Source organism: Microbispora sp. H10949 (assembly GCF_014161435.1).
In the GTDB taxonomy this organism is placed as follows: Bacteria; Actinomycetota; Actinomycetes; order Streptosporangiales; family Streptosporangiaceae; genus Microbispora; species Microbispora triticiradicis.
The window spans coordinates 23,737-45,575 of the sequence record NZ_JABBWZ010000005.1; the positions used below are offsets into that span (position 1 = coordinate 23,737).

Here is a 21,839-nt window from a genome sequence, read left to right on the forward strand (position 1 = left end):
GAACAGCGGCGCCAAGAGGCCTCGTGCCGCCCGGCGACGCTGCCTTCCGGCCGTCCCCTGACGGCACTTCCTGCTCGCGCGTTCCCGGCATTTCAGTACAGAGACTGGAGAACCCCCATGACTTCATCCGTCCGCCGTGTGTCGGCGGTCGCCGCGGGTGCCCTCGCCGTCACCCTCGGTCTCGCCATGCCCGCCCTCGCCCACGTCACCGTCAACCCCGGCACCGCCGAGCAGGGCGGCTGGACCAAGATCGCGTTCCGGGTGCCCAACGAGCGCGACAACGCCTCCACCACCAAGGTGGAGGTGGCGTTCCCCACCGACCATCCGCTGCCGTTCGTCTCGGTCCGCCCGGTGTCCGGGTGGAAGGTCAAGGTCACCCAGGGCAAGCTGCCCCAGCCCGTCGTGTCCGACGACGGCGACAAGATCACCGAATCGGTGCTGAAGATCACCTGGACCGGAGGGAAGATCGAGTCCGGCCAGTTCCAGGAGTTCGAGGCCTCGGTCGGCCCGCTGCCCAAGAACGTGGACGCGCTGGAGTTCCCCACCGAGCAGACCTACTCGAACGGCGAGGTGGTCAAGTGGGCGGACCCGCCGAAGGCCGACGGGTCCGAGGCGGAGCACCCGGCGCCCACGCTCAAGCTCGTCGCGCCGAAGGCGGAAGAGGGCGGCGGCGAGGCCGCCGCGGCCTCTCCGTCCGCCGCCGCGGCCGCCGGCCCTGACGTGGCGCCGTCCGTGGCCGCGGTGGCGGAGGACGACGACGAAGGCGGCAGCGGCACCGCGGCCCTGGTGCTCGGTGGTCTCGGCCTGCTGGCCGGCCTGGTCGGGGCCGGCGCGGGCATCACGGCGCTGCGCCGTTCCCGCGGCTGAGCGGTCCTCCCGCCCGATCCGAACGAGCCCTCTTTCCGGCACCTCCGGGAAGAGGGCTCGCGCCTTCCGCGACCCCTCGTCATGATCCCGTGGCGGGGGCGGCGGGGCGCCGTGAAAAGGTGTTGACTCTCGCCCCAGGGGAGCCGTCAGGCTGGTGTCCCCCTGATCACCGGAGAGCAAATGATCATCGAAGCGCACGACCTGCGCAAGACCTTTCACGCGAAACGAGGACGAGGCAAGAAGGAGGAGGTCGAGGCCGTACGCGGCATCGACCTCCAGGTCGAGCGGGGCGAGGTCTTCGCGGTCCTCGGCCCGAACGGCGCGGGCAAGACCACCACCGTCCGGATGCTCGCCACCTTCACCCTGCCCACCTCGGGCAGCGCCCGGGTGGCGGGTTTCGACGTCGCCAGGGAGGCCGCCAAGGTCCGGGAGAACATCGGCTACGTCAGCCAGGCGGGCGGCGTCGACGACACCGCCCCCGGCATCGAGAGCCTGCTCCTCGCCGCCCGGATCAGCGGGATGTCCCGCCGGCAGGCCCAGGCCAGGGCGGACGAGCTGCTCGCCGCGTTCAGCCTCACCGAGATCGCCAACCGCCCGGCGAAGACCCTCTCGGGGGGTCAGAAGCGGCGCTTTGCGATCGCCGTCGGACTGGTGAACGCGCCGCCGCTGATCTTCCTGGACGAGCCGACCACCGGCCTCGACCCCCAGAACCGGGCCAACCTCTGGGACGAGGTCCGCAAGCTGCGTGAGCAGGGCACCAGCGTGCTGCTCACCACGCACTACCTCGACGAGGCCGACGCGCTCTGCGACCGGCTGGTCATCGTCGACCACGGCAGGATCGTCGCGAGGGGAACGCCGGAGGAGCTCAAGAAGGAGGTCGCGGGCGACGTGGTGACGCTCCGGCTGGAGGACACGGACGGCGCCCGGAAACTTCTCGACGCGCAGCCGTACGTCAAGGAGGTCCGGGCCGAGCCCGGCGTCGTCCGCGCGTACCTCGACGACGGGGAGCACGGCCTGATGCACATGCTGCGCACCCTGGAGGAGAACGGCCTGGGCATCCGGTCGGTCTCCCTCGAACGCGCCACCCTCGACGACGTGTTCCTCAAGCACACCGGCCGCTCATTGCGCGACGCCGCCTGACCTCCCGGGACTCACACGATGACTCGACACACGATGCTCTTCCTCGGCTACGAGCTCAGGAAACTCTTCGCCAACCCGGTCTGGCCGCTGTTCGGGATCATGCAGCCGGTGCTCTACCTGGTGTTCTTCGCGCCGCTGCTGAGGAGCACGGTCCCCGGCGGGAAGATGACGGACGTGCTCGCGATGTTCACGCCGGGCTCCATGATGATGATCGCCTTGTTCGGCTCGATGTTCGCGGGCTTCGGCATGATCAACGAGACCCGCAACGGCATGCTGGAGCGGCTCGCGGTCAGCCAGGCGTGGCGCCCCGCGATCATCCTGGGCCGGCTCGTCAAGGACGTGATCGTCCTGGTCCTGCAGGCGATCCTGGTGATCGGCATCGCCGCACTGATGGGCCTGCGGATCGGGCTGGCCGAGATGCTCCTCGTGCTGCTGCTCATGGCCGCGACCGGCCTGTTCGCGGCCAGCCTGTCCTACGGCCTGGCGCTGACCCTGCGGGACGAGAACGGCATGTCGCAGCTGGTGCAGTTCTTCGCCATGCCGCTGACCCTGATCGCCGGGCTGTTCCTGCCGGTCTCGCTCGGGCCCCAGTGGCTGCAGACGCTGGCGAAGTTCAACCCGCTCTACTACGCCGTCGAGGCGGGCCGGTCGCTGTTCCGCGGCGACCTCAGCGCCGAGACCATCCCGGTCGCCTTCGCCCTCTTCGCCGCGCTCACCGCGCTCACCCTGGTCTGGTCGGTGCGCTCCCTGCGCAACCTGGCCGGCTGACCACGAGACGGACCCGGCACCAGTCCGGCCGGGCCGGGGCCGGCGCGCCCGGACCGGTGCGGGTTCCGATGACCGCCGAGCGCTCCTGACGAAGCGTCTCAGGGGCCTGGGAGGCGTGTCGGGGGAGCGGATCGCGAGACGACGGCCTGGGCGGCGAGGAGTTCCGCGTACCTGCCGGGCACGGCCATCAGCCGTTCGTGAGTGCCGCGCTGGACGATGCGTCCCGCGTCGAGGACCAGGATGAGGTCGGCGTCCCTGACCGTGCTGAGGCGGTGGGCGATGACGATCCTGGTCTGGGGGAGCCGGGCCAGGTTGGCCTCGACGGCGGCTTCGGTGGCGCTGTCGAGGTTGCTCGTGGCCTCGTCGAGCAGGAGCACCTTGGGCCGGGACAGTACGGCGCGGGCCAGCGCCAGCCGCTGCCGCTGGCCGCCGGACAGGCCGCCGCCCTCGGTCAGCATGGTCTCGTAGTTCATTGGCATCGCCATGATCTCGTCGTGCAGCGCGGCCAGTTCGGCCGCCGCGACGATGCGCTCCAGTGGGGCGTCGGGGTCGTTGAGTGCGATGTTCTCCCGTATGGTGCCGTTGAACAGGGACGGGTCCTGGGTGACGACGCCGAACTGGCGGCGCAGGGTGCGCAGGTTGAGCTCGCCGGCGGGGACGCCGTCGTAGCGGATCTCGCCCTCGACCGGGGTGTGCAGCGCCAGCAGAAGCCGGGCCAGCGTGCTCTTCCCGGAGCCGGAGGCGCCTACCAGCGCGACCTTCTGACCGGGGCTGATCGACACCGACACGCCCCGGAGGGTCCAAGGGCCGCGCGGGTCGTGCCGGAAGCCGATGTCGCGCAGTTCGATCCGGCCGCGCAGGCGCAGCACCTCGATGCCCTCGTCGGGTTCCGGGGTGGAGATGAGGATGTCGGAGAGCCGGTCGAAGTGGGCGCCCGCCAGCTGGAGGCTCTGGAGGCTGGTCATCAGCGAGCCGAGCGGGGTCAGCGCGGCCAGGGCGATGGCGTTGAGCGCGATCAGCGCGCCGACGGAGAGGTCTCCGGCGAGCACCCGCCAGGCACCGATCCACAGCAGCGCGAGCGGCGTGATCACGTGGATCGCCGACACGACGGCGTCCAGGAGACCGTGAGTGAGACCTACGCGCGCGTCCGCTTCGAGTTGCTGTTCGAAGTGATCCGACCACTGTTTCATCGCTCTGCGCTCGGCGCCCGAGGCCTTGAGCGTCTCGATGCCGCTGAGCGTCTGGATCAGAGTGCCCTGCGACTTCGACAGAGCCGCCAGTTCCTGCTGCGTCAGCATGTGGACGCGCCGGGACGTGACCAGCAGGAGCAGCGACTGGAGCAGGACCACGCCGGTCAGCGCCGCCCCGAAGATCGGGTCGCGGGCGTAGACGACCACCACGTAGCCGACGGCGAGCGGCCCGTCGAGGACCGCTGTGATGATCTGGCCCGTGAGCAGCTCTCGCAGGGTCGACACACTGGAGGCGCGAGTCACCAGGTCGCCGGTGCCCCGCTGGGTGAAATACGTGTAGGGCAGCGCCATCAGGTGGCCGACCACTCCCCGGCTGAGCTCCTGGTCGGCACGGGTGCGCACCGCCACCAGCAGCGCCGCCCGCAGATATCCCAGGACGAGCTGGGCCGCCCCCGTGATCAGCACCGCCACTCCCAGCAGCGGCAGCAGGTCGGCGCGCTGCGGCAGGACCGTGTCCAGCAGTATCTCGGAGAACAGCGGCAGGACCAGGCCGACCAGCTGCAGCAGCAGCGAGGCCGCGACGACCTGCGCGAGCAGCCCGCGCCGGCGTCGCAGCAGAGTCCGTAGGAACTCCCGCCGCCACGCGCCGGCCAGTGACGACGATCCGCGCCGGAATCCCGCGCCAGGCTCGAAGACGAGCAGGACACCGGTGAACCCCGCCGCGAACTCCGGCGGGGTCAGCCGCCGGCGCCCCTGACCGGGATCGACGATGTCGACCCGGTCGACGGCCCACCGCTCGACCACCACGAAGTGATTGGACTCCCAGTGGGCGATGGCCGGGAGCGGCGCCCGGGCCAGGTCGTCGGGGGCGAGCTGGAACGCCTTGGCGGTCAGCCCGTGTTCGCGGGCACCCGCGACGATGGCGCGGGCGCTGAGGCCGTCGCGGCCGACGCCGAGGCGGCTCGACAGCTCGGTGACGGTCGTGCGGTGACCGTGATGGTGCAGCACCATGGCCAGGCACGCCGACCCGCACTCGGTCTGCGTGTTCTGGAGCACCACCCGCAGGCGGTTCACCGGGCGCCCTCGATCAGCACGGCGACGGCCCCGCCCGCCACCGCCAGGAGGGCCACGACGAGCCAGAGCAGCGGAAAGCAGGGGCCACGGTGACGGGACACGGTCACAGCCAGTGCCAGGTGACGGCGGCCTTGGCGCGCCGTTCGGCCATGTACTCCGCGAAGCCCGCGCGACCGGCGGCGGCGAGAGTGCGGGGGTCGGCGAGGTCCGCGGGCCGGCGTTCGCGGACGACGCCGAGCAGGTGGCCCTTCCCATGGGGGACGGGGCCGGTCACGGCCCCCGCGGGGACGGTGCGCATGGGTTCGGGCAGGTCGAGGGCGGGGCCGTCGGCGGTGGTGACGGTGATCCGGTCGCGGGAGGAGAGCGCCTGGATGAGGGCGGCGGCGGGGTCGGGGGCACCTGCCAGCTCGGCGAGGCGGTCTTCGGGACCTTCCGCCCACAGTGCCCAGACATGGTCGAACTCGGACGGGTTGCGCTCCAGATAATCGCGTGCCGTCTCCTGCTCGATGCGGGCGCGGACCCGCTGTTTGAGGGCCAGACCGAAGATGTGATGGGTGTAGGCCGTCTCGTTCAGACCGACGTCGGCGAGCCAGCGCATCATGTCGGCGCGGCTGCGCAGGCCGTTCCTGACCCTGTAGGCGTCGGACGCCTGCTGGAGTTCCTCCTGAGTGGGCGGGCGCTCCCTGCCGGCCATGTCGCTCAGGATGCAGTAGTCGATCAGCTCGTCCTGGATCGTGCTGTCCCGCTCGGTCCGGGCACGCAGGGTGAGCAGAGCGTTCTGGATGAGCAGGGCGAAGCCGTCGACGGTGACGACCCGGCCGGAGGCCCAGTGAGTGGAGTGATCCAGGGTCCAGGGCACGCCGTCGTCGGCCGGGGCGGTCAGCGCCACGCTTCCCCCGTCGGGGTGGGCCAGCACCAGGTCGTAGTCGACGATGGGGCTGCCCGGCCGTATGTCGGCCACAAGTTGGGCGCGGGTGGCGGGCCGGGTCGCACGCCACTCGGCGACGGCCCGCCGGGCCTCGGGCACGGCGTCGCGGCGGCGTGGCAGCGTCCGCAGCAGGTCCACGGCTTCGGTCAAAACGGTGTCGAAGGCGCTGGTCATAGGGGTGGTTCACCTGTGCGGTTCGGCGGCGATGAGCCAGTCGGCGATGGCGGCGGCGATGGGCAGGCCGGTGGTGGCCTCGATCCAGCCCCACTGCCCGGCGGGGTTGATCTCCAGGTAGACGTACTCGCCCTCGGGAGTGACGATCATGTCGATGCAGCCGTAGTGCAGACCGAGCGAGGCGGTCAGTTCCAGGCAGCGGCGCTCGACGTCGTCGGGCAGGCGATGGATCGCGTAGGTGGAGAAGGTCTGCTCGTAATGGCGGTAGTCGTACCTGGTCGCGCGTGATCCCTGGGAGTGGATCTCGGCGGGGAACACCTGGTCGCCCACCACGGTGATGCGCAGCTCGACGGCCTTCCTGACGTACGGCTGGAGAATGGCCGGGGCCAGGGCCAGCCGGTGCCTGTCGGTGAGACGGCGGCGCGTGACCGGCGTGGTGTAGTGCGAGTGGTCCTCGCCGTCGATCTGGAACTCGACGTACTCCACCACCTTGGCGATCAGCTCGCCTCCGGCGTCCTCCCAGAACGGGATGAGGTCCTCGTCGTCGTTGGTGACGAGGGTGTCGGGGGTGGTGAAGCCCAGCGCGGCCGCGACGCCGAGATTGACGAGCTTGTTCTGGGTGCGGACGATGTCGGAGGTCCTGGCCGGCAGCCAGCGGCTCTCGACGGTGTGCTCCCACCCGTGCAGCAGGATGGCGGCGATCTTCTCGACGTACTTCCGGTGGTTGTCGTCGGTCACCGACTCGGGTGCGTGCGGATGCGTGGGATGGCGGTTCCAGATCGCGGTGAACTGGGAGCAGTCGTACTCGCGGCCGTCGACGCGCAGCGTGTGCCGCCAGGATCCGCCGGTCAGGCGCGAGCTGATCGTGCTGTCGGCGGGGTAACCGCCCGGATCCCACCACAGGAACTCGGCGCCTCGTTCGACGAGTTCGGGGACGACCATCTCCACCGACGCGTCGTTTCTGGCGCTGAGTATCAGAATCACCGAATTTCCTATCATTGACGAAGGCGGCGTGCCCGGTACGCACGGGCACGCCGCTTCACAGCAACGTGGCTTCAGGCGTGGGGCGTCACAGGAGGACGTCCCGCCTGTCGATGGTCTGGCCCTGCTGGCTGCTGGAAAGCCATGTGCACGGGTGCCACTCGATCTCCTTGCCCCCGACGATGTCGTCCAGGGCGTCCTCGGGCAGCTCAGCGGCGCTGCCGAGGTCGTCGAAGCGAATACTCATGTCTCGCACCTCCTCTCCGGGAATTCCCGACGAACTCTCGCGACGCTGTCTTGGATCTTGGTTGGAAGTGGCTTGCACCCCCGGAGGAACCGGAGCGCCTCTTCTCGCCGCGAACGCACCTTCGCCTCAGGGCGACGGCGAGTGCGGCGATCCCCAGGCCCCCGGGAAGAGCGACCTCGCGGCCCCGTGCCGCCCGCACCCGCATAGGAGATGGGTGCTTGGGGCATTTCACCAGGTATCGGGGCCTGGTGATTGGGGGAGTCATGGCTGTGACAGCGGACCTTGCCAAGCTGCTCGACCGCGAGTACGAGGACAAGAGCCTGGAGGAGATCGTCAAGGCGCCGGTGGAGGCGCTCTCGGGCGTGACCGCGGAGGACGCGGAGATGCTGAAGAAGGCGTTCCACATCAAGACCATCGGTGACCTCGGCCGCAACAAGTTCTTCCGGGCGGCCACCGCGATGGTGGACCTCACCGACAGCCAGAAGTAGCCCGGCCCCCCGGCCGCTCCGGCCACCGTTGTAGAAGATTTCCACCGACTTATAGGTTGATGGAAGGCATCTCCATAGGGAGCGGTCGTGGGGGCTCTGTTCATCGGCGTGGACGGGGGAGGCACCAGCACGCGCTGCGTCGTGGCCGGGGAGTCGGGCGAGATCGCCGGACGGGGACGGGCCGGCGGCGCCAACGCGATCTCGGTTCCCGACCCGGCGGCCAATCTGCGCGCCGCGCTGGCCGGCGCGCTGACGGGCGTCGACCCGGCCCGGGTCGCCGGAGGCGTGTTCGGCCTCGCCGGAGTCGCCGGCGCGGCCGAGCCGGCCGAGCGGGCCTGGCGGGACGCGGGGCTCGCGGGGCGCCCGGTGGTGGTCTCCGACGTGCTCGTGGCCTTCACCGGAGCGACCGTCGAGCCGGACGGCGCGGTGCTGGTGGCCGGCACCGGCGCGATCGGTGCCCGCGTCCGCGCCCGCCGCGTCGTACGGCGGGCCGACGGGCTCGGCTGGCTGCTGGGCGACGAGGGATCGGGCGTGTGGCTGGGCCGTAGGGGCGCCGCCGCGGCGCTGAACGCGATCGACGGCCGGGGCGCCCCGACCCTCCTGGTCGCCCGGGTGGCCGAGACCGTTCTCGGGCCGGGCTCGGCCGGGGAGGACGACGGGCCCGCGCTCGCCGGGGAACTGGTGGCGGCCGTGTACGCGCGGGTCGCCGAGCAGGGGCCCGCCTGGCTCGGCACGCTCGCGCCGGTCGTGGACGCCGCCGCCCGCGAGGGCGACGAGGTGGCGCGCGGCGTCGTCGGGGAGGCGGCGCGCAGGCTGTGCCGTACGGCACGGGTGGTGTGCGGAGAGGGCGTCACGTGGGGCGGGGCGTGGGCGAGGGGAGGCGGAGGTCCGCTGGTGCTGGCGGGTTCGCTGCTGACCGAGCCGACCGAGCTCGCCCACCTGGTCTGGGCGGAGCTCGGCAGGTGGGCCGAACTGGTGCCCGCGCGGGACGCCGCGGCGGGCGCCGCGGCCCTCGCGCTGCGGGCCGCCCTCGGAGACGATCCCCGGGCCGCCGCGGCGCACCGCGCGCTGATCGGGCAGGGCGTCCGGTGACCGCGGGCCGGGCGAGCGGCGACGGCCTGGACCGGCTGGCGATGGCCGTGCTCCAGCCCGGGTTCGACGGCACCGAACCGCCCGACTGGCTGCTCCGCGCGCTCGCGGACGGCCTCGGCGGCGTGGTGCTCTTCGCCCGCAACGTCACCCGCGCCGCCCCCCGCACCGCCCCCCGCGCCGCCGACCGCAGTGGCGATCGCGACGGCGCCGGCGACGGCACCGGGGCAGCGGGCGGCCCAAGCCCAGGCCCAGGCCCAGTGGACGGTGCAGTGGGCGGCGCAGGGGACGGGACGAGTGCGCTGGTCGCCGCGCTGCGCCGGGAGCGGCCTGACGTGGTCGTGGCGGTGGACGAGGAGGGCGGCTCGGTCACCCGGCTGGAGGCCGCGACGGGAAGCTCCTGGCCGGGCAACCTCGCGCTGGGCGTCGCGGACGACGAGTCGCTGACCCGGCGGGTCGGGCGGCAGATCGGCAGGATGGTCGCCGCGGCCGGTGTCACGCTCGACTACGCCCCGGTCGTCGACGTCAACGCCGACCCCCGCAACCCCGTCATCGGTGTGCGCTCGTTCGGCTCCGACCCCGAGGCGGTCGGCCGCCACGGCGCGGCGTGGATCGAGGGCCTGCAGAGCGCGGGCGTGGCCGCCTGCGCCAAGCACTTCCCCGGTCACGGCGACACCGTGACCGACTCGCATCTCGCGCTGCCCGCCGTACGGGCCGCGCGGGAGGTGATCGAGCGGCGCGACCTGCCGCCCTTCCGGGCCGCGATCGCGGCCGGGGTGCGCGCGGTGATGTGCGGGCACCTGCTCGTTCCCGCCGTCGACGCGCTCCCGGCGACGCTGAGCCGGGCCGTGCTGACCGGTCTGCTGCGCGAGGAGATGGGGTTCGGCGGGCTCGTGGTGACCGACGCCATAGAGATGCGCGCGGTCGCCGCCCTGCACGACCCCGGCGAGATCGCGGTGCGCGCGCTGGCCGCCGGGGCGGACGCGATCTGCGTCGGGGTGTCCTCGGCCAGAGGAGAGAGCGTGTACGCGCTGCGCGACGCGATCACCGCGGCGGTCCGCGAGGGGCGGCTGAAGGAGGACCGCCTCGCAGAGGCGGCGGGCCGGGTCCGGGACCTGGCCGCCTGGTACGACGCGCGGGCGGGCGACAGGGCGGCGGCGGCCGGGGACGCCGACGAGGGCCTCGGGCTCGCGGCGGCCACCGCCGCGCTGCGGGTGACGCCCGGACCCACAGGACCCACAGGACCTTCGGCGACCGGGCCCGCCACCCCGGCCGCGCCGGCCGAAGGGGCCGCTAGGGCCACCGGTGCCACTGAGGAGGCGGTGGGGCCGGGCGTGCTGACCCGGGCGCCGCTGGTGGTGAGCATGACGGCGCGCCCCAGCCAGGCCGTGGGCCGCGTCACCCCCCTCACCCTGGGCCAGGCGCTGGCGGAGATCCTGCCGGGGACCACGACGGCCGAGGTGAACGACGAGGACGACGTGCCGGGGCTGCTCGCCACGCTGGGCGACACCGGGCGCCCGCTGGTGATCGCCGTCCACGACGCCGTACGGCACGCCTGGATGCGGCGCTTGCTGGAGGAGGCGCTGCGGGCCAGGCCGGACGCCGTGGTGGTCGAGACCGGGGTGCCCGGGACGCCCGCCGGGCGGCTGTACCTCGCCACCCACGGCAACTCGACGGCGTCGGCGCGGGCGGCAGCCCGCTGGCTCGCCGGCCGGTCGCAGTGACCGCAACCGGAATGGTGTTCCCGCAGGTCACGGGCGTCGGTAAAAATTAACTCCATAGCGGTGTCCAGGCATGGAAAAAATTGACGGGTCGCGAGTGCGCCCGTATTGTCCAGGCAATCGGGAACCAGGAGCAGCCCATGAAGCGACTCGCAGCGATCATGGCAGTGGCGTCGATCGCCACGGCCACCGCCTGCGGCACTACCGGGACGACGGAGACCGCCCGCACGGGCGGCGGCGTGTTCACCACGATCGACGGCAGCAAGCAGATCAACGCGAGCGCGCCGATCAACCCGTTCAACCCCGTCGGATCGGTCTTCTCGGGATACAACGGCATGGCGCTGGCGTGGCCCAAGAACGACCCCACCGATCCCAACCAGTTCTACCCGGCCATCGCCGGAAGCTGGACGACGTCCCCCGACCGGTCGCAGGTCGACATCCACCTGCGCCCGGACGCCAAGTGGTCCGACGGCGTGCCCGTGACCAGCGAGGACGTGCGGGTCTCGATCGGTCTCGCCTACACCCAGGGCGGCACGGCGTACGCGCTGGACCCGAAGGCGGCCGGCGCCGCCGCCGACATCCAGGTCGTCGACCCCACGACGGTGCGGATCACGCAGGGGGCCAACCGCAGTTCGACGTTCCTCGCCAACCTGCTGTCGACCGTGGTCGTGCCCGCGCACGTCTTCGGCAAGCTCCTCCCGGCGGACTTCTGGCAGCTGCTCAAGACCGCCCAGCACGGTCAGGGCGCGGCGGCCGACAAGGCGAAGAACACGATCACCGGGCTGGCGGAGAAGGTCATCGCCTTCGACCCGGGCCACGACGTGTCGGCCGGGCCCTTCGTGCTGGAGCGGGTCAACCCGGGCGCGGCGCTGCTCGCTCGCAACCCCTACTTCTACGACCGGCAGAAGATCGCGCCGGACAAGGTGAAGATCCTCAACTACACCGGCAACGAGCAGATCTGGAACTACCTGATCGCCGGCCGGCTGGACAACGCCCCCTTCACCTCCGTGCCCACCGCCGTCATGAACCGGATCCGCGAGGCCCGGGGCAGCAAGGTGATCAAGGGCTACTCGCCGGTCGCCGTCTCGCTCGCGTTCAACCAGGCGCACAAGCCGTACGACAACGTGCACGTGCGGCGGGCGCTGGCCTACCTGATCGACCGCGCCCAGGTGACGAGGATCGCCTCCCCGGAGGGCGGCACCCCCGCCGCCACCACCTCCGGCATCCACGCCCAGGCCGCCCGCGCCTGGCTCGGCTCCGGGTTCGACGGCCTGGAGCAGTACCGGATGGACCCCGCCAAGGCCGACGCCGAGCTCAAGGCGGCGGGCATGACCAAGCGCAACGGCCGGTGGGCCATGCCGGACGGCAGCCCCTGGAAGGTGCGCATCCACGTGCCCGCGTCGTTCTCCGACTGGGTCGCCGCAGCCAAGTCGATCAGCAGCCAGCTCGCCGACCACGGCGTCGACGCGAGCGTGGTCACCGCCGCCGACTACACGCTCTACCTGGGCGAGCTGGCCGACGGGAAGTACGACCTGGGACTGTGGCTGATCGGCCTCGGCCCGTCGCCGTACAACATCTTCCAGCGGCTGTTCGGCCAGGCGAACGGCTGGCAGATGTTCGGCGGGCGGCTACGGCACGTCGCGCCCGGCACCGAGGGCAACTGGATGGGCGGCCCGGAGAAGGTCGACGCCGGCGCGGCCGGGGTCGTCGACCCGGGCGAGCTGACCGGCAAGCTGAACTACGCCTCGCAGGACGAGCAGAAGCGCATCGTCGGCATCCTGGCCAAGGTCGCCAACGAGCAGCTGCCGGTCGTCCAGCTCTGGGACTACGTCAACACGCAGTTCGTCAACACCTCCCGCTACACCGCGTTCCCGCCCGACGACGACCAGGCCCTGCGGCTGTCGTCCGGCGTGTGGATGCAGCTCGGGATGATCAGGAAAGCGGAGAAGGGGCGGGTATGACGCAGACGGTCCCCGGGCGGCACCGGGCCGCCGCCATCGCCAGGAAGGTCGCGGGCCACGTCGTACGCGGCCTGGTCATGATCTGGGCCGTGGCCACGATCAGCTTCGTCATCATCCGGGAGATCCCCGGCAACCCGGTGCTCGGGCAGTACGAGAGCCTGATCCAGAAGGGCATGTCGCCCGAGCAGGCCGAGCGGGCCACCGCCGTCCTGTACGGCTTCCTGCCCACCGGCAGCCTGTGGCAGCAGTACGTGGGCTACCTGGGCTCGCTGCTCCACTTCGACCTCGGGCGTTCGCTCAGCACGCCCGGCGTCGAGGTGACCACGCTGATCGGCCACGCGGCCCGCTGGACCGTGCTGCCGGTCCTCGCCGGCACGCTGCTCAGCTTCCTGCTCGGCGTGACCATGGGCGTGTACGCTGCGATCAAGCGGTCCGGCAGGCTCGGCGACGCGCTCGCCCTGTCCGGCTCGCTGCTGCACGGCGTGCCCGTGTACGTCATCGGCCTGCTGCTCACCGCGATCTTCGCCACGCTGTGGCCGATCATGCCGTCCGGCGGGCCGGTGGACGTCGAGTTCGTCCCCGGCTTCAACCCCGGATACATCGGCTCGCTGGTGCACCACGCCGTGCTGCCGGTGGTGACGTACACCCTGGCCAGCTACGGCGGGTGGATCCTCGCCATGAAGTCGAACGTGGTCGCCGTGCTCGGCGACGACTTCATCCTCGCGGCCGAACTGCGCGGCCTGCGGCGCGGCATCGTGTTCCGTTACCTGGCGCGCAACGCGATCCTGCCGCTGTTCACGATCCTCGCCCTGTCGATCGGCATGCTCTTCGGCGGCTCGATCTTCATCGAACAGATCTTCAACTACCCGGGCCTCGGCCTGCTGCTCGTCAACAGCATCAGCAGCCGCGACTACGCCCTCATGGGCGGTACGTTCCTGGTGATCACGGTGGGCATCGTCGTCGCCAACATCGTCGCCGACCTGCTGTACACGGTGATCGACCCCCGGGTCAGGAGCGGAGGCGCGGCATGACCGTCATCGTCGACCCCGCCGGGCCTCCGGCGGCACCCCCGGAGACCACCCGGGCCACGCTGCGGCGCAACTTCTGGCGCGGCGTGTGGCGGGTGCTGCGGCGCAAGCCCAGCCGGATGGCCGGAGTGGTCATCGTCGCCCTGTTCGCGCTCATGGGCGTGGCCGGGCCGCTGCTCTACCCCGCCCAGCTGCCGCGCGACGACAACGCGCTGTACGCGCCGCCGAGCCTCGCCCATCCCTTCGGCACCGACTTCGAGGGCACCGACGTGCTCGCCCTCGTGATCACCGGCGCGCGGTACGTGCTGCTCACCGGCCTCGCCACGGCCGTCATCACGGTCGCACTCGGCACCGCCATCGGGCTGTTCGCGGGCTTCCACCGAGGCCGGTGGGACACCGTGCTCATGCGGCTGACCGACATGAACCTCGCCATCCCCGGCCTGCCGCTGCTGCTCGTGCTGTCCACCGTGTGGAAGTTCGAGAGCCCGCTGGAGATGGGCCTGGTGCTCGGCGTGCTCGGCTGGGGCGGCATCGCCCGCGCCGTGCGCTCGCAGACGCTGTCGCTGCGCGAGCGCGGCTTCATCGAGGCCGCCCGCGGGCTCGGCCTGCCGACCCGGCACATCATCGGCCGCGAACTGCTGCCGAGCATGGCGCCGTACATCGCGATGAACATGCTCATCGCCGTCACCGGCGCGGTGTACGCCCAGGTCGGCCTGTTCTTCCTCGGCGTGCTGCCGTTCGAGTCCAACAACTGGGGCGTGATGCTGAACCTCGCCGTCTTCAACGGCGGGGCGCTCACCACCCCGGCCGCGCTGCCGTACCTGATGGCCCCGCTGATCGCGATCCTGCTGCTCACGCTCGGCATCGTGCTGATCGTCGACGCGATGGACGAGATCTTCAATCCCCGGCTGCGGGAGGAATAGCCCCTATGACCGCTCACACGGCCGCACGTCACACGGCAGCACGTGACATGGAAGCACCGGGGGTCCGCATCCGGGACCTCACGGTCGTCTACAAGACGCCGGCGGGCGAGCTGCCCGCCGTCCGCGGCGTCGACCTCACCCTCGCCCCCGGCACGATCACCGGTGTCGTCGGCGAGTCGGGCTCGGGCAAGTCGACGCTCGCGTTCTCGCTGCTCAACGCCGTGCAGCCGCCCGGCAGGATCGCGGCGGGCAGCGTCGAGATCGACGGGCTCGGCGACGTGCTGGCGCTCCGCGGCGAGGACCTGCGCCGCACCCGCGGCCGCGAGGTCGGCTACGTCTTCCAGGCCGCGCAGAACTCGCTGAACCCGCTCAAGACCATCGGCAAGCAGTTGCTCGACCTCGGCCGCTCCCACGACGTGGAGGACCTGCGGGCGCTGGTGCGCGACGCCAGGGACCTGCTGGCCCGCATGGGCATGGACGGCGCCCGGGTGCTCGACTCCTACCAGCACGAGCTGTCCGGCGGCATGCGCCAGCGGGTCGGCATCATGCTCGCGCTCGTCCTGAACGCCAAAGTCGTCGTTCTGGACGAGCCGACCACCGCCCTCGACATGATCACGCAGGCGACGATCCTGCGGATCATCCGCGAGGTCCACGAGGAGCGGGCGCTCACCACCCTCGTCATCACCCACGACGTCGGCGCGGTCGCCGAGGTCGCCGACGACCTCGCCGTCATGTACGGCGGGCGGGTCGTCGAGCACGGGCCGGTGACCGAGGTGCTCGGCGACGCCCGTCACCCGTACACGCGGGGCCTGATCCGGGCGATCCCGCGCCTCACGGGCGACCTGTCCCTCGCCCGGGCGCTGCCCGGCCGCCCGCCGACGCTCGGCACGCTGCCCGCGCAGGGCTGCGTGTTCCGCGAGCGCTGCGAGCGGCGCATGGACGTCTGCGAGACGGACGACCCCGCCGCCGTCACCCGAGACGGGCGTACGGTCGCCTGCCACGCCACCGGCCGCCCCCTGGAGCTGGTCGGACGAGAGGAGCTGGTGTGATCACGGGAACCGGGATCTCCAAGACCTTCCGCCAGCGCGGCGGCGTGCTCGGCGCCCGCGAGGTGCCCGCGCTGCGCGACGTCGACTTCGCCGTCGAAAGGGGCGGAGCCGTCTCGTTCATCGGCGAGTCGGGCAGCGGCAAGACCACCCTCGGGCGGATCATCGCGGGCCTGGAGACCCACGACGCGGGCGAGATCGTCATCGACGGGGTGCCGATGTCGTCGCTGAGCCACCGGCGGCGCCAGCCGTACTTCCGCCGGGTCCAGCTCATCCACCAGGACCCCTACTCGGCGCTCAACCCCACGCGGACCGTCCACCAGGCGCTGGAGGCCCCGCTGGCGCTGCGCGCCCGCCAGACGGGCCGCCCGAGGTGGTGGATCGACAGCCGGGCGCAGGAGCTGCTGTCGATGGTCGGGATCGACCCCGGCTACGTGCTGCCGCGCTATCCGCACCAGCTGTCCGGCGGGATGCGCCAGCGCGTCGTGATCGCCCGCGCGCTCACCATGGACCCCGAGGTCCTGGTCGCCGACGAGGCCGTCTCGATGATCGACGTGTCGCTGCGGCTGGGCATCCTCGCGCTGCTCAAGGACCTGCGCGAGCGGGTCGGCGTCGGCGTGCTGTTCATCACCCACGACATCGCCACCGCCCGCTACATCGGCGACGACGGCGAGTTGTACGTGCTCTACCGGGGGCAGGTGGTGGAGCGTGGCGCCACCGAGAAGATCATCGCCGACCCCGTCCACCCGTACACGCAGTCGCTGCTGTCGGCGATCCCGGTCCTGCACGGCCTGGAGCGGCCGGGGGCCGAGCGGGTCGTGCCGAAGGAGCCGCGAGGCGAGTCTCAGGGGGAGGGGCTGCCGGGCGGGTGCCTGTTCGTCCCGCGGTGCCCGTTCAGCACCGAACGCTGCGAGCGGGAGACGCCCGTGCTGGGCCGCGACGGCGGGCCCGGACAGGAGACCGAGCAGGAACACGCCTGCTTCCACCCGAGGCGGCGTAGCGTGATCCCGGTGGGGGTGGGTGAGTGACGCAGGCCCAGGTGGAGGCGGTCGAGGTGGACGAGCGGCTGGAGCGCCTGGCCGCCGCCGCGCTGTGGGCCGAATCCGAGGACGCCGCGCTGCTCGTACGGCGGCTCGCCGACCCGCCGCCGGGCCGTGAGTGGACCGTCCTGGCCGTGCCGGGCATCGAAGGGGCCGGTCGCGAGCGGAACGGCTCTGCGCCGGCCGGTCCCCAGAGCGCGGGCCCGGAGGGCACGGGTCTGGAGGGCACGGGTCTGGAGGGCACAGGTCCGCAGGATGCGGGGCTGCGGGGGGCGGTGTTCGCGTCGATCGGTGCGGACGGCGCCGGGCACGTCGACCTGATCGCCGTCGACCCCGCCGCGCGGGGCCGGGGGATCGGCCGGGCGCTGGTGGCCGCCGCCGAGGAGTGGATGCGGGAGAAGGGCGCCGCAGAGGCGAGGTTCGCCGGCAATCCGCCCTGCTACGCCTGGCCGGGCATCGACGTGCGGTACACCCCCGCGGCCTGCCTGGCCGAGAGCCTGGGCTACGAGCGCTACCGCGTCGCCTGGAACATGACGGCAGACCTGCCGGCCCGGTTCGACCCGGCCGAGCACGCGGCCGACCTGGCGAGGCTCGCCGACGCCGGGGTGACGGTCGCGGCGGCGCCCGCGGGGGAGCGGGGCGACGTCGTGGCCTTCGTCCGCGAGCAGTGGAACGACGCGTGGGCCTGGGAGGCCGAGCAGGCGACCGGGCTGCACTACGCCACCCGCGCCGGGGAGATCCTCGGCTTCGCCGCCTGGGGCGCCAGGCCGTCGTGGTTCGGCCCGATGGGGACGGCGGAGGCCGCCCGCGGGCTCGGCGTCGGCCGGGTGCTGCTGCGCCGCTGCCTGGCCGAGCAGGCCGCCGCCGGGCTGGCCTCGGCGCAGATCGGCTGGGTGGGCCCGCTGCGGTTCTACTCCCGGGCGGTGGCCGCCCGCGCCGAGCGGGTCTTCTGGCTCTACCGCCGTCGCCTCGGCTGATGTCAGCGCCGATGCCCGGACTGATCGCCGGGGCGGGGTCAGCCGTACAGCAGGTCTCCCTCCGGCGGCCCCGGCGGCGGGCACAGCCCGCGGGGGTCGCGTCCGGCCTCCAGGTGCGCGCGCAGCGAGTCGGAGCCCCACAGCAGGTCGAGGAACGGGTCGCAGGCGAAGTCACCCGGATACAGGGTGCGCAGCACGTGCAGCAGGGACACCCCGGTCAGCACCGGCGGGAAGGTCTCCCGGTCGGTCACGTGCAGCTGGACACCCCGCACCGGCACGCCCGCGTGCCTGCCGAATGCCGGGGTGAACGACGTGTCGCGGAAGCGCACGCCCGGCAGACCGAGATCGCTCAGCGTGGCGGCGAGCCGCCCGTCCGCGTACGGCGCGCCGACCAGCTCGAACGGCCGGGTCGTGCCGCGGCCCTCCGCGGCGTTCACGCCCTCCAGCAGCCCGGTGCCGGGGTAGACCAGCGCGGTGTCGAGGGTCGGCATGTTCGCCGACGGCATCACCCAGGGCAGCCCGGTCCGGTCGAAGTGCCACTCCCGGCGCCAGCCCTCCATCGGCACGACCTCCAGCGCGGCGCCGGCCGCGCGGTTGACGGACAGCGCGATCTCGCCCGCCGTGAGCCCGTGCCGGAGCGGCAGCGCGGCGCGGCCGACGAAGCTCGCGAAGGCGGGGTCGAGCACCGGGCCCTCGGCCACCGCGCCGCCGATCGGGTTGGGCCGGTCGAGCACGGTGAACCGCAGCCCGAGGCGGGCCGCCGACCCCATCAGGTCGCACATCGTCCACACGTAGGTGTAGAACCGGGCGCCCACGTCGCCCATGTCGAAGACCAGCTCCTGCACGCCGGACGCCGCGACGAGCGCGTCCAGCTCGGCGCCCGTACGGCCGTAGGTGTCGGCCACGGGCAGGCCGGTGACGGGATCGACGGCGGCGGCCTCGCCGCCGCCCGCCTGCGCCGTGCCGCGCAACCCGTGTTCGGGCCCGAAAAGCGTCGTCACGCGCGTTCCCGCGGCCAGCAGGGCCGGTGCGGCGGGGGTCAGATCGGGCAGGACTCCGGTGGGGTTGGTGACGAGACCCACCCGCTCCCGCCCGGGCCGCGGCGTGGCCGTCAGCCGTTCCAGTCCCGTACGCACGCGATCCATCAGTACCAGGCACTCCGAAGCTGAGGAATCATGACGCACTCACTCGCCGCTCTCGCCACCGAACAGAGCGATCCCCGCTACAGCGGAATCGACACCCTGCCGACGGAGGAGATCGCGCGCCTGATGAACGCCGCCGACGCCGCCGTCCCGGCCGCGGTGGGCCTGGCGGTCCCGGCGATCTCCGCGGCCGTCGACGCGATCGCCGCCCGGATGGCCGGCGGAGGCAGGCTGCTCTACGTCGGCGCGGGCACCTCGGGGCGGCTCGCGGTGCTCGACGCCTCGGAGTGCCCGCCGACCTTCGGCACCCACCCCGACCTGGTGCAGGGCATCATCGCGGGCGGTGAGGCCGCGCTGGTGCGCTCCGTCGAGGGTGCCGAGGACGACGCCGGGGCGGGCGCCGCCGTGATCCGCGACAAGCAGGTCGGCCCGCTCGACTCCGTCGTCGGGATCTCCGCCAGCGGGCGCGCGCCGTACGTCGTCGGGGCGGTCGAGGAGGCCCGGCGGCGCGGCGCGCTGACGGTGGGCCTGGCCTGCAACACCGGCACCCCGCTCGCCCGGGCCGCCGAACGGGAGATCGAGGTCATCGTGGGGCCGGAGGTCGTCACCGGCTCGACCCGCCTCAAGGCAGGCACGGCCCAGAAGCTGGTGCTCAACATGATCTCCACGATCACGATGATCAGGTCGGGCCGCACGTACGGGAACTTCATGGTCGACGTCGTGGCCAGCAACTCCAAGCTCGTCGACCGGGCGGCCCGCATCGTCTCCGACATCACCGGCGCGGACGTGCCGGACGCGCGGGAGGTCCTGGAGGACGCCGGACGCGACGTGAAGACGGCCGTGGTGATGATCGAGCGCCGAGTCGGGGCCGACGACGCGAGGGCGCTGCTCGCCGCGCACGGCAACCGGCTCGGCCCGGCGCTGCGCGGCGCCTGAGCAACCCGGCGGATCTGGAAGCGACCCCATGTCTTACTTTGTAAAGGCGCGTGGTCAGGTACTGGAAAAGGTCCTGCGCGCGGCCGTGCCCGAGGTCGCCTCGGCGGCGGTCGCCGTGATCGCCCTGGACGGGCGCACGGTCGCCGCGGCCGCCGTGGGGGAGGCGGTCCGGTACGCCGGACCCTCCGGAGAACCGCTGCACGGGCTGGATTCAGGGCTGCCGCCCGGGCTGGATTCAGGGCTGCCGCCCGGGCGGCCGGCCGTGGCGATGGACGCGCTCTTCGACATCGCCTCGCTGACCAAGATGTTCACGGCCGCGGTGGTGGTCTCGCTGGCCCAGGAGGGCGTGCTCGGCCTCGACGAGCCGGTGGCCGCGCGGCTGCCGCGGTTCTACGGGCATCGGCCCGAGATCACCGTACGGCACCTGCTGACGCATTCGGCCGGCCTGCCCGCGAGCCGCCGGGTGGAGAGGGAGCCGGAGGAGGCCCGCTGGGACCTGGTGCTGTCCACCCCCGCGCAGGGGCCGCCGGGCACGCATCTCTACTCGGACGTCGGCATGATCACTGCCGGGCGCGTGGCGGAGGCGGCCGGCGGCGCGCCGCTGGACGTGCTCGTGCGTGAGCGGGTCACCGGGCCTCTCGGGCTCGGTGCCACGACGTACGGGCCGGTCGAGCCGGGGCGGGCCGTCGCGACCGAGTTCAAGCGGGAGCGGTGCGCCGGAGGCTGCGTCAGAGGTGAGGTGCACGACGAGACGGCCCACGCGCTGGGCGGCGTGACCGGCCACGCCGGGCTGTTCTCCACGGCCGCCGACCTCGTGCGCTTCGGCGAGGCGCTCCGCACCGGCGGCGGCCCGATCCTCTCGCCCGAGTGGACCGCCGAGATGCTGCGCGACCAGGGTGTTCCGGGCGCCGCCTTCCGGCAGGGGCTCGGGGTGCGGATCGATGACCCCGCCATCGTGGGCCCGCTCACCGGCGCGTTCGGCCATTCGGGCTTCACCGGCACGTCGCTGGTGGTCGACCCGGCCCGCCGCCTGACCGTCGTGCTGCTCACCAACAACGTCCATCCCCTGCGCGGGCGGCCCGGCATCCGCGACCTGCGGCACGCCGTCGCCGCCGAGGCCCTGCGCCTGTCCGGCTGAGCAGGCAGACGTTTAATCCTCCTCGTCTGGGTCAGCGGGAAGATCGATCCGCCTCCAGAGGGAGAGGTACTGTGATGACGACCGCGCATCAGACCGGCCGGCGATTGGAAGGCGCGGCCCAGAGGGCGGCTGACCATCCCGCTCTCGAGAAACTCGCCAAGGTCGGCTTCGCCGCCCGGGGCGTCCTTTACGCGATCATCGGACTGGTCGCGCTGCAGATCGCCTTCGGCGGCGGCGGGGAGGCCGACAAGAGCAGCGCGCTCCAGATCGTGCGCGACTCGCCCCTGGGCGACCCCCTGCTGTGGATCATGGCCGTCGGCCTGGCCGCGCTGGTGATCTGGCAGGTCTCCGAAGCCGTCTGGGGCCGGCCCGAGGCCAGGGAGCGCGTGGAGGCTGTGTCCAGGGCCGTCGTCTACGCCGCCCTCGTGTACTCGATGGTGGCGCTGCTCACGCAGAACAAGGGCGCCTCCTCGTCCGACAGCCAGTCGGAGGACGCCACCAAGGCGCTGTTCGACCTGCCCGCCGGGCAGTTCCTGGTCGGCCTGATGGCTCTCGGCGTGATCGCCCTCGGCGTGTACTGGATCTACGAGGGCTGGACCGAGAAGTTCATGCGCGACATGCACGTGACCGAGCCCCGCGCCCGCGGTGTCGTGGTGAAGCTCGGCAAGGCCGGCTACATCGCCCGCGGCGTCATCGCCCTGGCCGCCGGCGCCCTGATCGGCCAGGCGGCGCTCACGTACGACCCGGACAAGGCGGCCGGTATCGACGACGCGCTCAAGGCGCTGGCCGACACCCCGGCCGGTCCGTGGCTGCTGGTCGTGGTCGCGATCGGCCTGGTGCTGTTCGCCGTCTACTGCTTCGCGGAGGCCCGCTGGCACCGGGTGTGAGCGGCTTCACCGGGACCCTGGGGTCGGCCGCGCGCGGCGAAGCGCGCGGCCGGCCTCTTGCCGTAGCCGCGGATGATGGGCGGCGCCCTTGGCC

General features: G+C 72.5%; 20 protein-coding genes. 15 read left to right on the forward strand and 5 right to left on the reverse strand.

What is annotated here, in order from left to right:
- The first annotated feature begins 117 nt into the window (after nt 1-117).
- From HHX40_RS13555 to HHX40_RS13565, 3 genes are all read left to right on the forward strand, one after another.
- Entirely contained in the window at nt 118-867 is a 750-nt protein-coding gene (locus HHX40_RS13555; RefSeq protein WP_182880874.1) for a YcnI family protein, read from the forward strand.
- Nucleotides 868-1,047: 180 nt separating this feature from the next.
- Nucleotides 1,048-2,007 carry an ATP-binding cassette domain-containing protein gene (locus tag HHX40_RS13560; RefSeq protein WP_182880875.1) on the forward strand — a complete coding sequence of 320 codons (960 nt, stop codon included), beginning with the start codon at nt 1,048-1,050 and terminating at the stop codon, nt 2,005-2,007.
- 18 nt (nt 2,008-2,025) lie between these two features.
- A complete protein-coding gene (locus tag HHX40_RS13565) occupies nt 2,026-2,775 on the forward strand; it encodes an ABC transporter permease (protein WP_182876733.1) in 750 nt (249 codons plus the stop codon).
- A gap of 98 nt (nt 2,776-2,873) precedes the next feature.
- Here the strand turns inward: HHX40_RS13565 and HHX40_RS13570 are convergent, their stop codons facing one another.
- From HHX40_RS13570 to HHX40_RS13585, 4 genes are all read right to left on the reverse strand, one after another.
- Complete coding sequence (locus HHX40_RS13570) at nt 2,874-5,039, reverse strand: peptidase domain-containing ABC transporter (RefSeq protein ID WP_310738087.1); 2,166 nt, start codon at nt 5,037-5,039, stop codon at nt 2,874-2,876.
- 103 nt (nt 5,040-5,142) lie between these two features.
- Nucleotides 5,143-6,141: a TIGR04500 family putative peptide maturation system protein gene (locus tag HHX40_RS13575; RefSeq protein WP_182880876.1), complete on the reverse strand. Its 999-nt coding sequence runs from the start codon at nt 6,139-6,141 to the stop codon at nt 5,143-5,145.
- Between the two features lie 9 nt (nt 6,142-6,150).
- Complete coding sequence (locus HHX40_RS13580; RefSeq protein ID WP_182880877.1) at nt 6,151-7,125, reverse strand: MvdC/MvdD family ATP grasp protein; 975 nt, start codon at nt 7,123-7,125, stop codon at nt 6,151-6,153.
- Nucleotides 7,126-7,210: 85 nt separating this feature from the next.
- Nucleotides 7,211-7,369, reverse strand: a complete 159-nt coding sequence (locus HHX40_RS13585) for a hypothetical protein (RefSeq protein ID WP_182880878.1) — start codon at nt 7,367-7,369, stop codon at nt 7,211-7,213.
- A gap of 263 nt (nt 7,370-7,632) precedes the next feature.
- On the opposite strand from HHX40_RS13585, the gene HHX40_RS13590 reads away from it, so the two are divergent.
- From HHX40_RS13590 to HHX40_RS13630, 9 genes are all read left to right on the forward strand, one after another.
- Nucleotides 7,633-7,857 (forward strand): hypothetical protein, encoded by a 225-nt coding sequence (locus tag HHX40_RS13590; RefSeq protein ID WP_111701473.1) that lies wholly within the window; start codon nt 7,633-7,635, stop codon nt 7,855-7,857.
- Nucleotides 7,858-7,944: 87 nt separating this feature from the next.
- Nucleotides 7,945-8,949: an N-acetylglucosamine kinase gene (locus tag HHX40_RS13595; protein ID WP_310738088.1), complete on the forward strand. Its 1,005-nt coding sequence runs from the start codon at nt 7,945-7,947 to the stop codon at nt 8,947-8,949.
- Nucleotides 8,946-10,670, forward strand: a complete 1,725-nt coding sequence (locus HHX40_RS13600) for a glycoside hydrolase family 3 protein (protein WP_310738089.1) — start codon at nt 8,946-8,948, stop codon at nt 10,668-10,670. The genes HHX40_RS13595 and HHX40_RS13600 overlap by 4 nt, the downstream gene beginning before the upstream one ends.
- Before the next feature lie 137 nt (nt 10,671-10,807).
- The gene (locus HHX40_RS13605; RefSeq protein WP_182880879.1) at nt 10,808-12,628 is read left to right on the forward strand and encodes an ABC transporter substrate-binding protein; all 1,821 of its coding nucleotides are present in this window, start codon (nt 10,808-10,810) and stop codon (nt 12,626-12,628) included.
- Nucleotides 12,625-13,659, forward strand: coding sequence for an ABC transporter permease (locus tag HHX40_RS13610; RefSeq protein WP_182880880.1), 1,035 nt, complete (start codon nt 12,625-12,627; stop codon nt 13,657-13,659). Before HHX40_RS13605 ends, HHX40_RS13610 begins: the two co-directional genes overlap by 4 nt.
- The gene (locus HHX40_RS13615) at nt 13,656-14,579 is read left to right on the forward strand and encodes an ABC transporter permease (protein ID WP_111697544.1); all 924 of its coding nucleotides are present in this window, start codon (nt 13,656-13,658) and stop codon (nt 14,577-14,579) included. Before HHX40_RS13610 ends, HHX40_RS13615 begins: the two co-directional genes overlap by 4 nt.
- 5 nt (nt 14,580-14,584) lie before the next feature.
- On the forward strand, nt 14,585-15,628 hold the full coding sequence (locus tag HHX40_RS13620; protein ID WP_259403584.1) for an ABC transporter ATP-binding protein: 1,044 nt from the start codon (nt 14,585-14,587) through the stop codon (nt 15,626-15,628).
- A complete protein-coding gene (locus HHX40_RS13625) occupies nt 15,625-16,653 on the forward strand; it encodes an ABC transporter ATP-binding protein (RefSeq protein ID WP_182880881.1) in 1,029 nt (342 codons plus the stop codon). Before HHX40_RS13620 ends, HHX40_RS13625 begins: the two co-directional genes overlap by 4 nt.
- A complete protein-coding gene (locus tag HHX40_RS13630; RefSeq protein ID WP_310738090.1) occupies nt 16,650-17,642 on the forward strand; it encodes a GNAT family N-acetyltransferase in 993 nt (330 codons plus the stop codon). The genes HHX40_RS13625 and HHX40_RS13630 overlap by 4 nt, the downstream gene beginning before the upstream one ends.
- Nucleotides 17,643-17,680: 38 nt before the next feature.
- Here the strand turns inward: HHX40_RS13630 and HHX40_RS13635 are convergent, their stop codons facing one another.
- Nucleotides 17,681-18,787 carry an exo-beta-N-acetylmuramidase NamZ domain-containing protein gene (locus HHX40_RS13635; RefSeq protein ID WP_182880882.1) on the reverse strand — a complete coding sequence of 369 codons (1,107 nt, stop codon included), beginning with the start codon at nt 18,785-18,787 and terminating at the stop codon, nt 17,681-17,683.
- Between the two features lie 30 nt (nt 18,788-18,817).
- On the opposite strand from HHX40_RS13635, the gene murQ reads away from it, so the two are divergent.
- The 3 genes from murQ to HHX40_RS13650 all read left to right on the forward strand — a co-directional run bounded on the left by murQ (nt 18,818) and on the right by HHX40_RS13650 (nt 21,745).
- Nucleotides 18,818-19,720 (forward strand): N-acetylmuramic acid 6-phosphate etherase, encoded by a 903-nt coding sequence (gene murQ / locus HHX40_RS13640; RefSeq protein ID WP_182880883.1) that lies wholly within the window; start codon nt 18,818-18,820, stop codon nt 19,718-19,720.
- Nucleotides 19,721-19,748: 28 nt separating this feature from the next.
- On the forward strand, nt 19,749-20,858 hold the full coding sequence (locus HHX40_RS13645; RefSeq protein ID WP_182880884.1) for a serine hydrolase domain-containing protein: 1,110 nt from the start codon (nt 19,749-19,751) through the stop codon (nt 20,856-20,858).
- A 74-nt stretch (nt 20,859-20,932) separates the two neighbouring features.
- Complete coding sequence (locus HHX40_RS13650) at nt 20,933-21,745, forward strand: DUF1206 domain-containing protein (protein WP_182880885.1); 813 nt, start codon at nt 20,933-20,935, stop codon at nt 21,743-21,745.
- Nucleotides 21,746-21,839 lie beyond the last annotated feature (94 nt).

Excerpts from the sequence above, each read along its gene's own strand:
- HHX40_RS13555 (WP_182880874.1), top strand. The coding sequence starts at position 118 with ATGACTTCATCCGTCCGCCGTGTGTCGGCGGTCGCCGCGGGTGCCCTC.
- HHX40_RS13560 (WP_182880875.1), top strand. The coding sequence starts at position 1,048 with ATGATCATCGAAGCGCACGACCTGCGCAAGACCTTTCACGCGAAACGA.
- HHX40_RS13565 (WP_182876733.1), top strand. The coding sequence starts at position 2,026 with ATGACTCGACACACGATGCTCTTCCTCGGCTACGAGCTCAGGAAACTC.
- HHX40_RS13575 (WP_182880876.1), bottom strand. The coding sequence starts at position 6,141 with ATGACCAGCGCCTTCGACACCGTTTTGACCGAAGCCGTGGACCTGCTG.
- HHX40_RS13585 (WP_182880878.1), bottom strand. The coding sequence starts at position 7,369 with ATGAGTATTCGCTTCGACGACCTCGGCAGCGCCGCTGAGCTGCCCGAG.
- HHX40_RS13590 (WP_111701473.1), top strand. The coding sequence starts at position 7,633 with ATGGCTGTGACAGCGGACCTTGCCAAGCTGCTCGACCGCGAGTACGAG.
- HHX40_RS13605 (WP_182880879.1), top strand. The coding sequence starts at position 10,808 with ATGAAGCGACTCGCAGCGATCATGGCAGTGGCGTCGATCGCCACGGCC.
- HHX40_RS13610 (WP_182880880.1), top strand. The coding sequence starts at position 12,625 with ATGACGCAGACGGTCCCCGGGCGGCACCGGGCCGCCGCCATCGCCAGG.
- HHX40_RS13615 (WP_111697544.1), top strand. The coding sequence starts at position 13,656 with ATGACCGTCATCGTCGACCCCGCCGGGCCTCCGGCGGCACCCCCGGAG.
- HHX40_RS13620 (WP_259403584.1), top strand. The coding sequence starts at position 14,585 with ATGACCGCTCACACGGCCGCACGTCACACGGCAGCACGTGACATGGAA.
- HHX40_RS13635 (WP_182880882.1), bottom strand. The coding sequence starts at position 18,787 with ATGGATCGCGTGCGTACGGGACTGGAACGGCTGACGGCCACGCCGCGG.
- murQ (WP_182880883.1), top strand. The coding sequence starts at position 18,818 with ATGACGCACTCACTCGCCGCTCTCGCCACCGAACAGAGCGATCCCCGC.
- HHX40_RS13645 (WP_182880884.1), top strand. The coding sequence starts at position 19,749 with ATGTCTTACTTTGTAAAGGCGCGTGGTCAGGTACTGGAAAAGGTCCTG.
- HHX40_RS13650 (WP_182880885.1), top strand. The coding sequence starts at position 20,933 with ATGACGACCGCGCATCAGACCGGCCGGCGATTGGAAGGCGCGGCCCAG.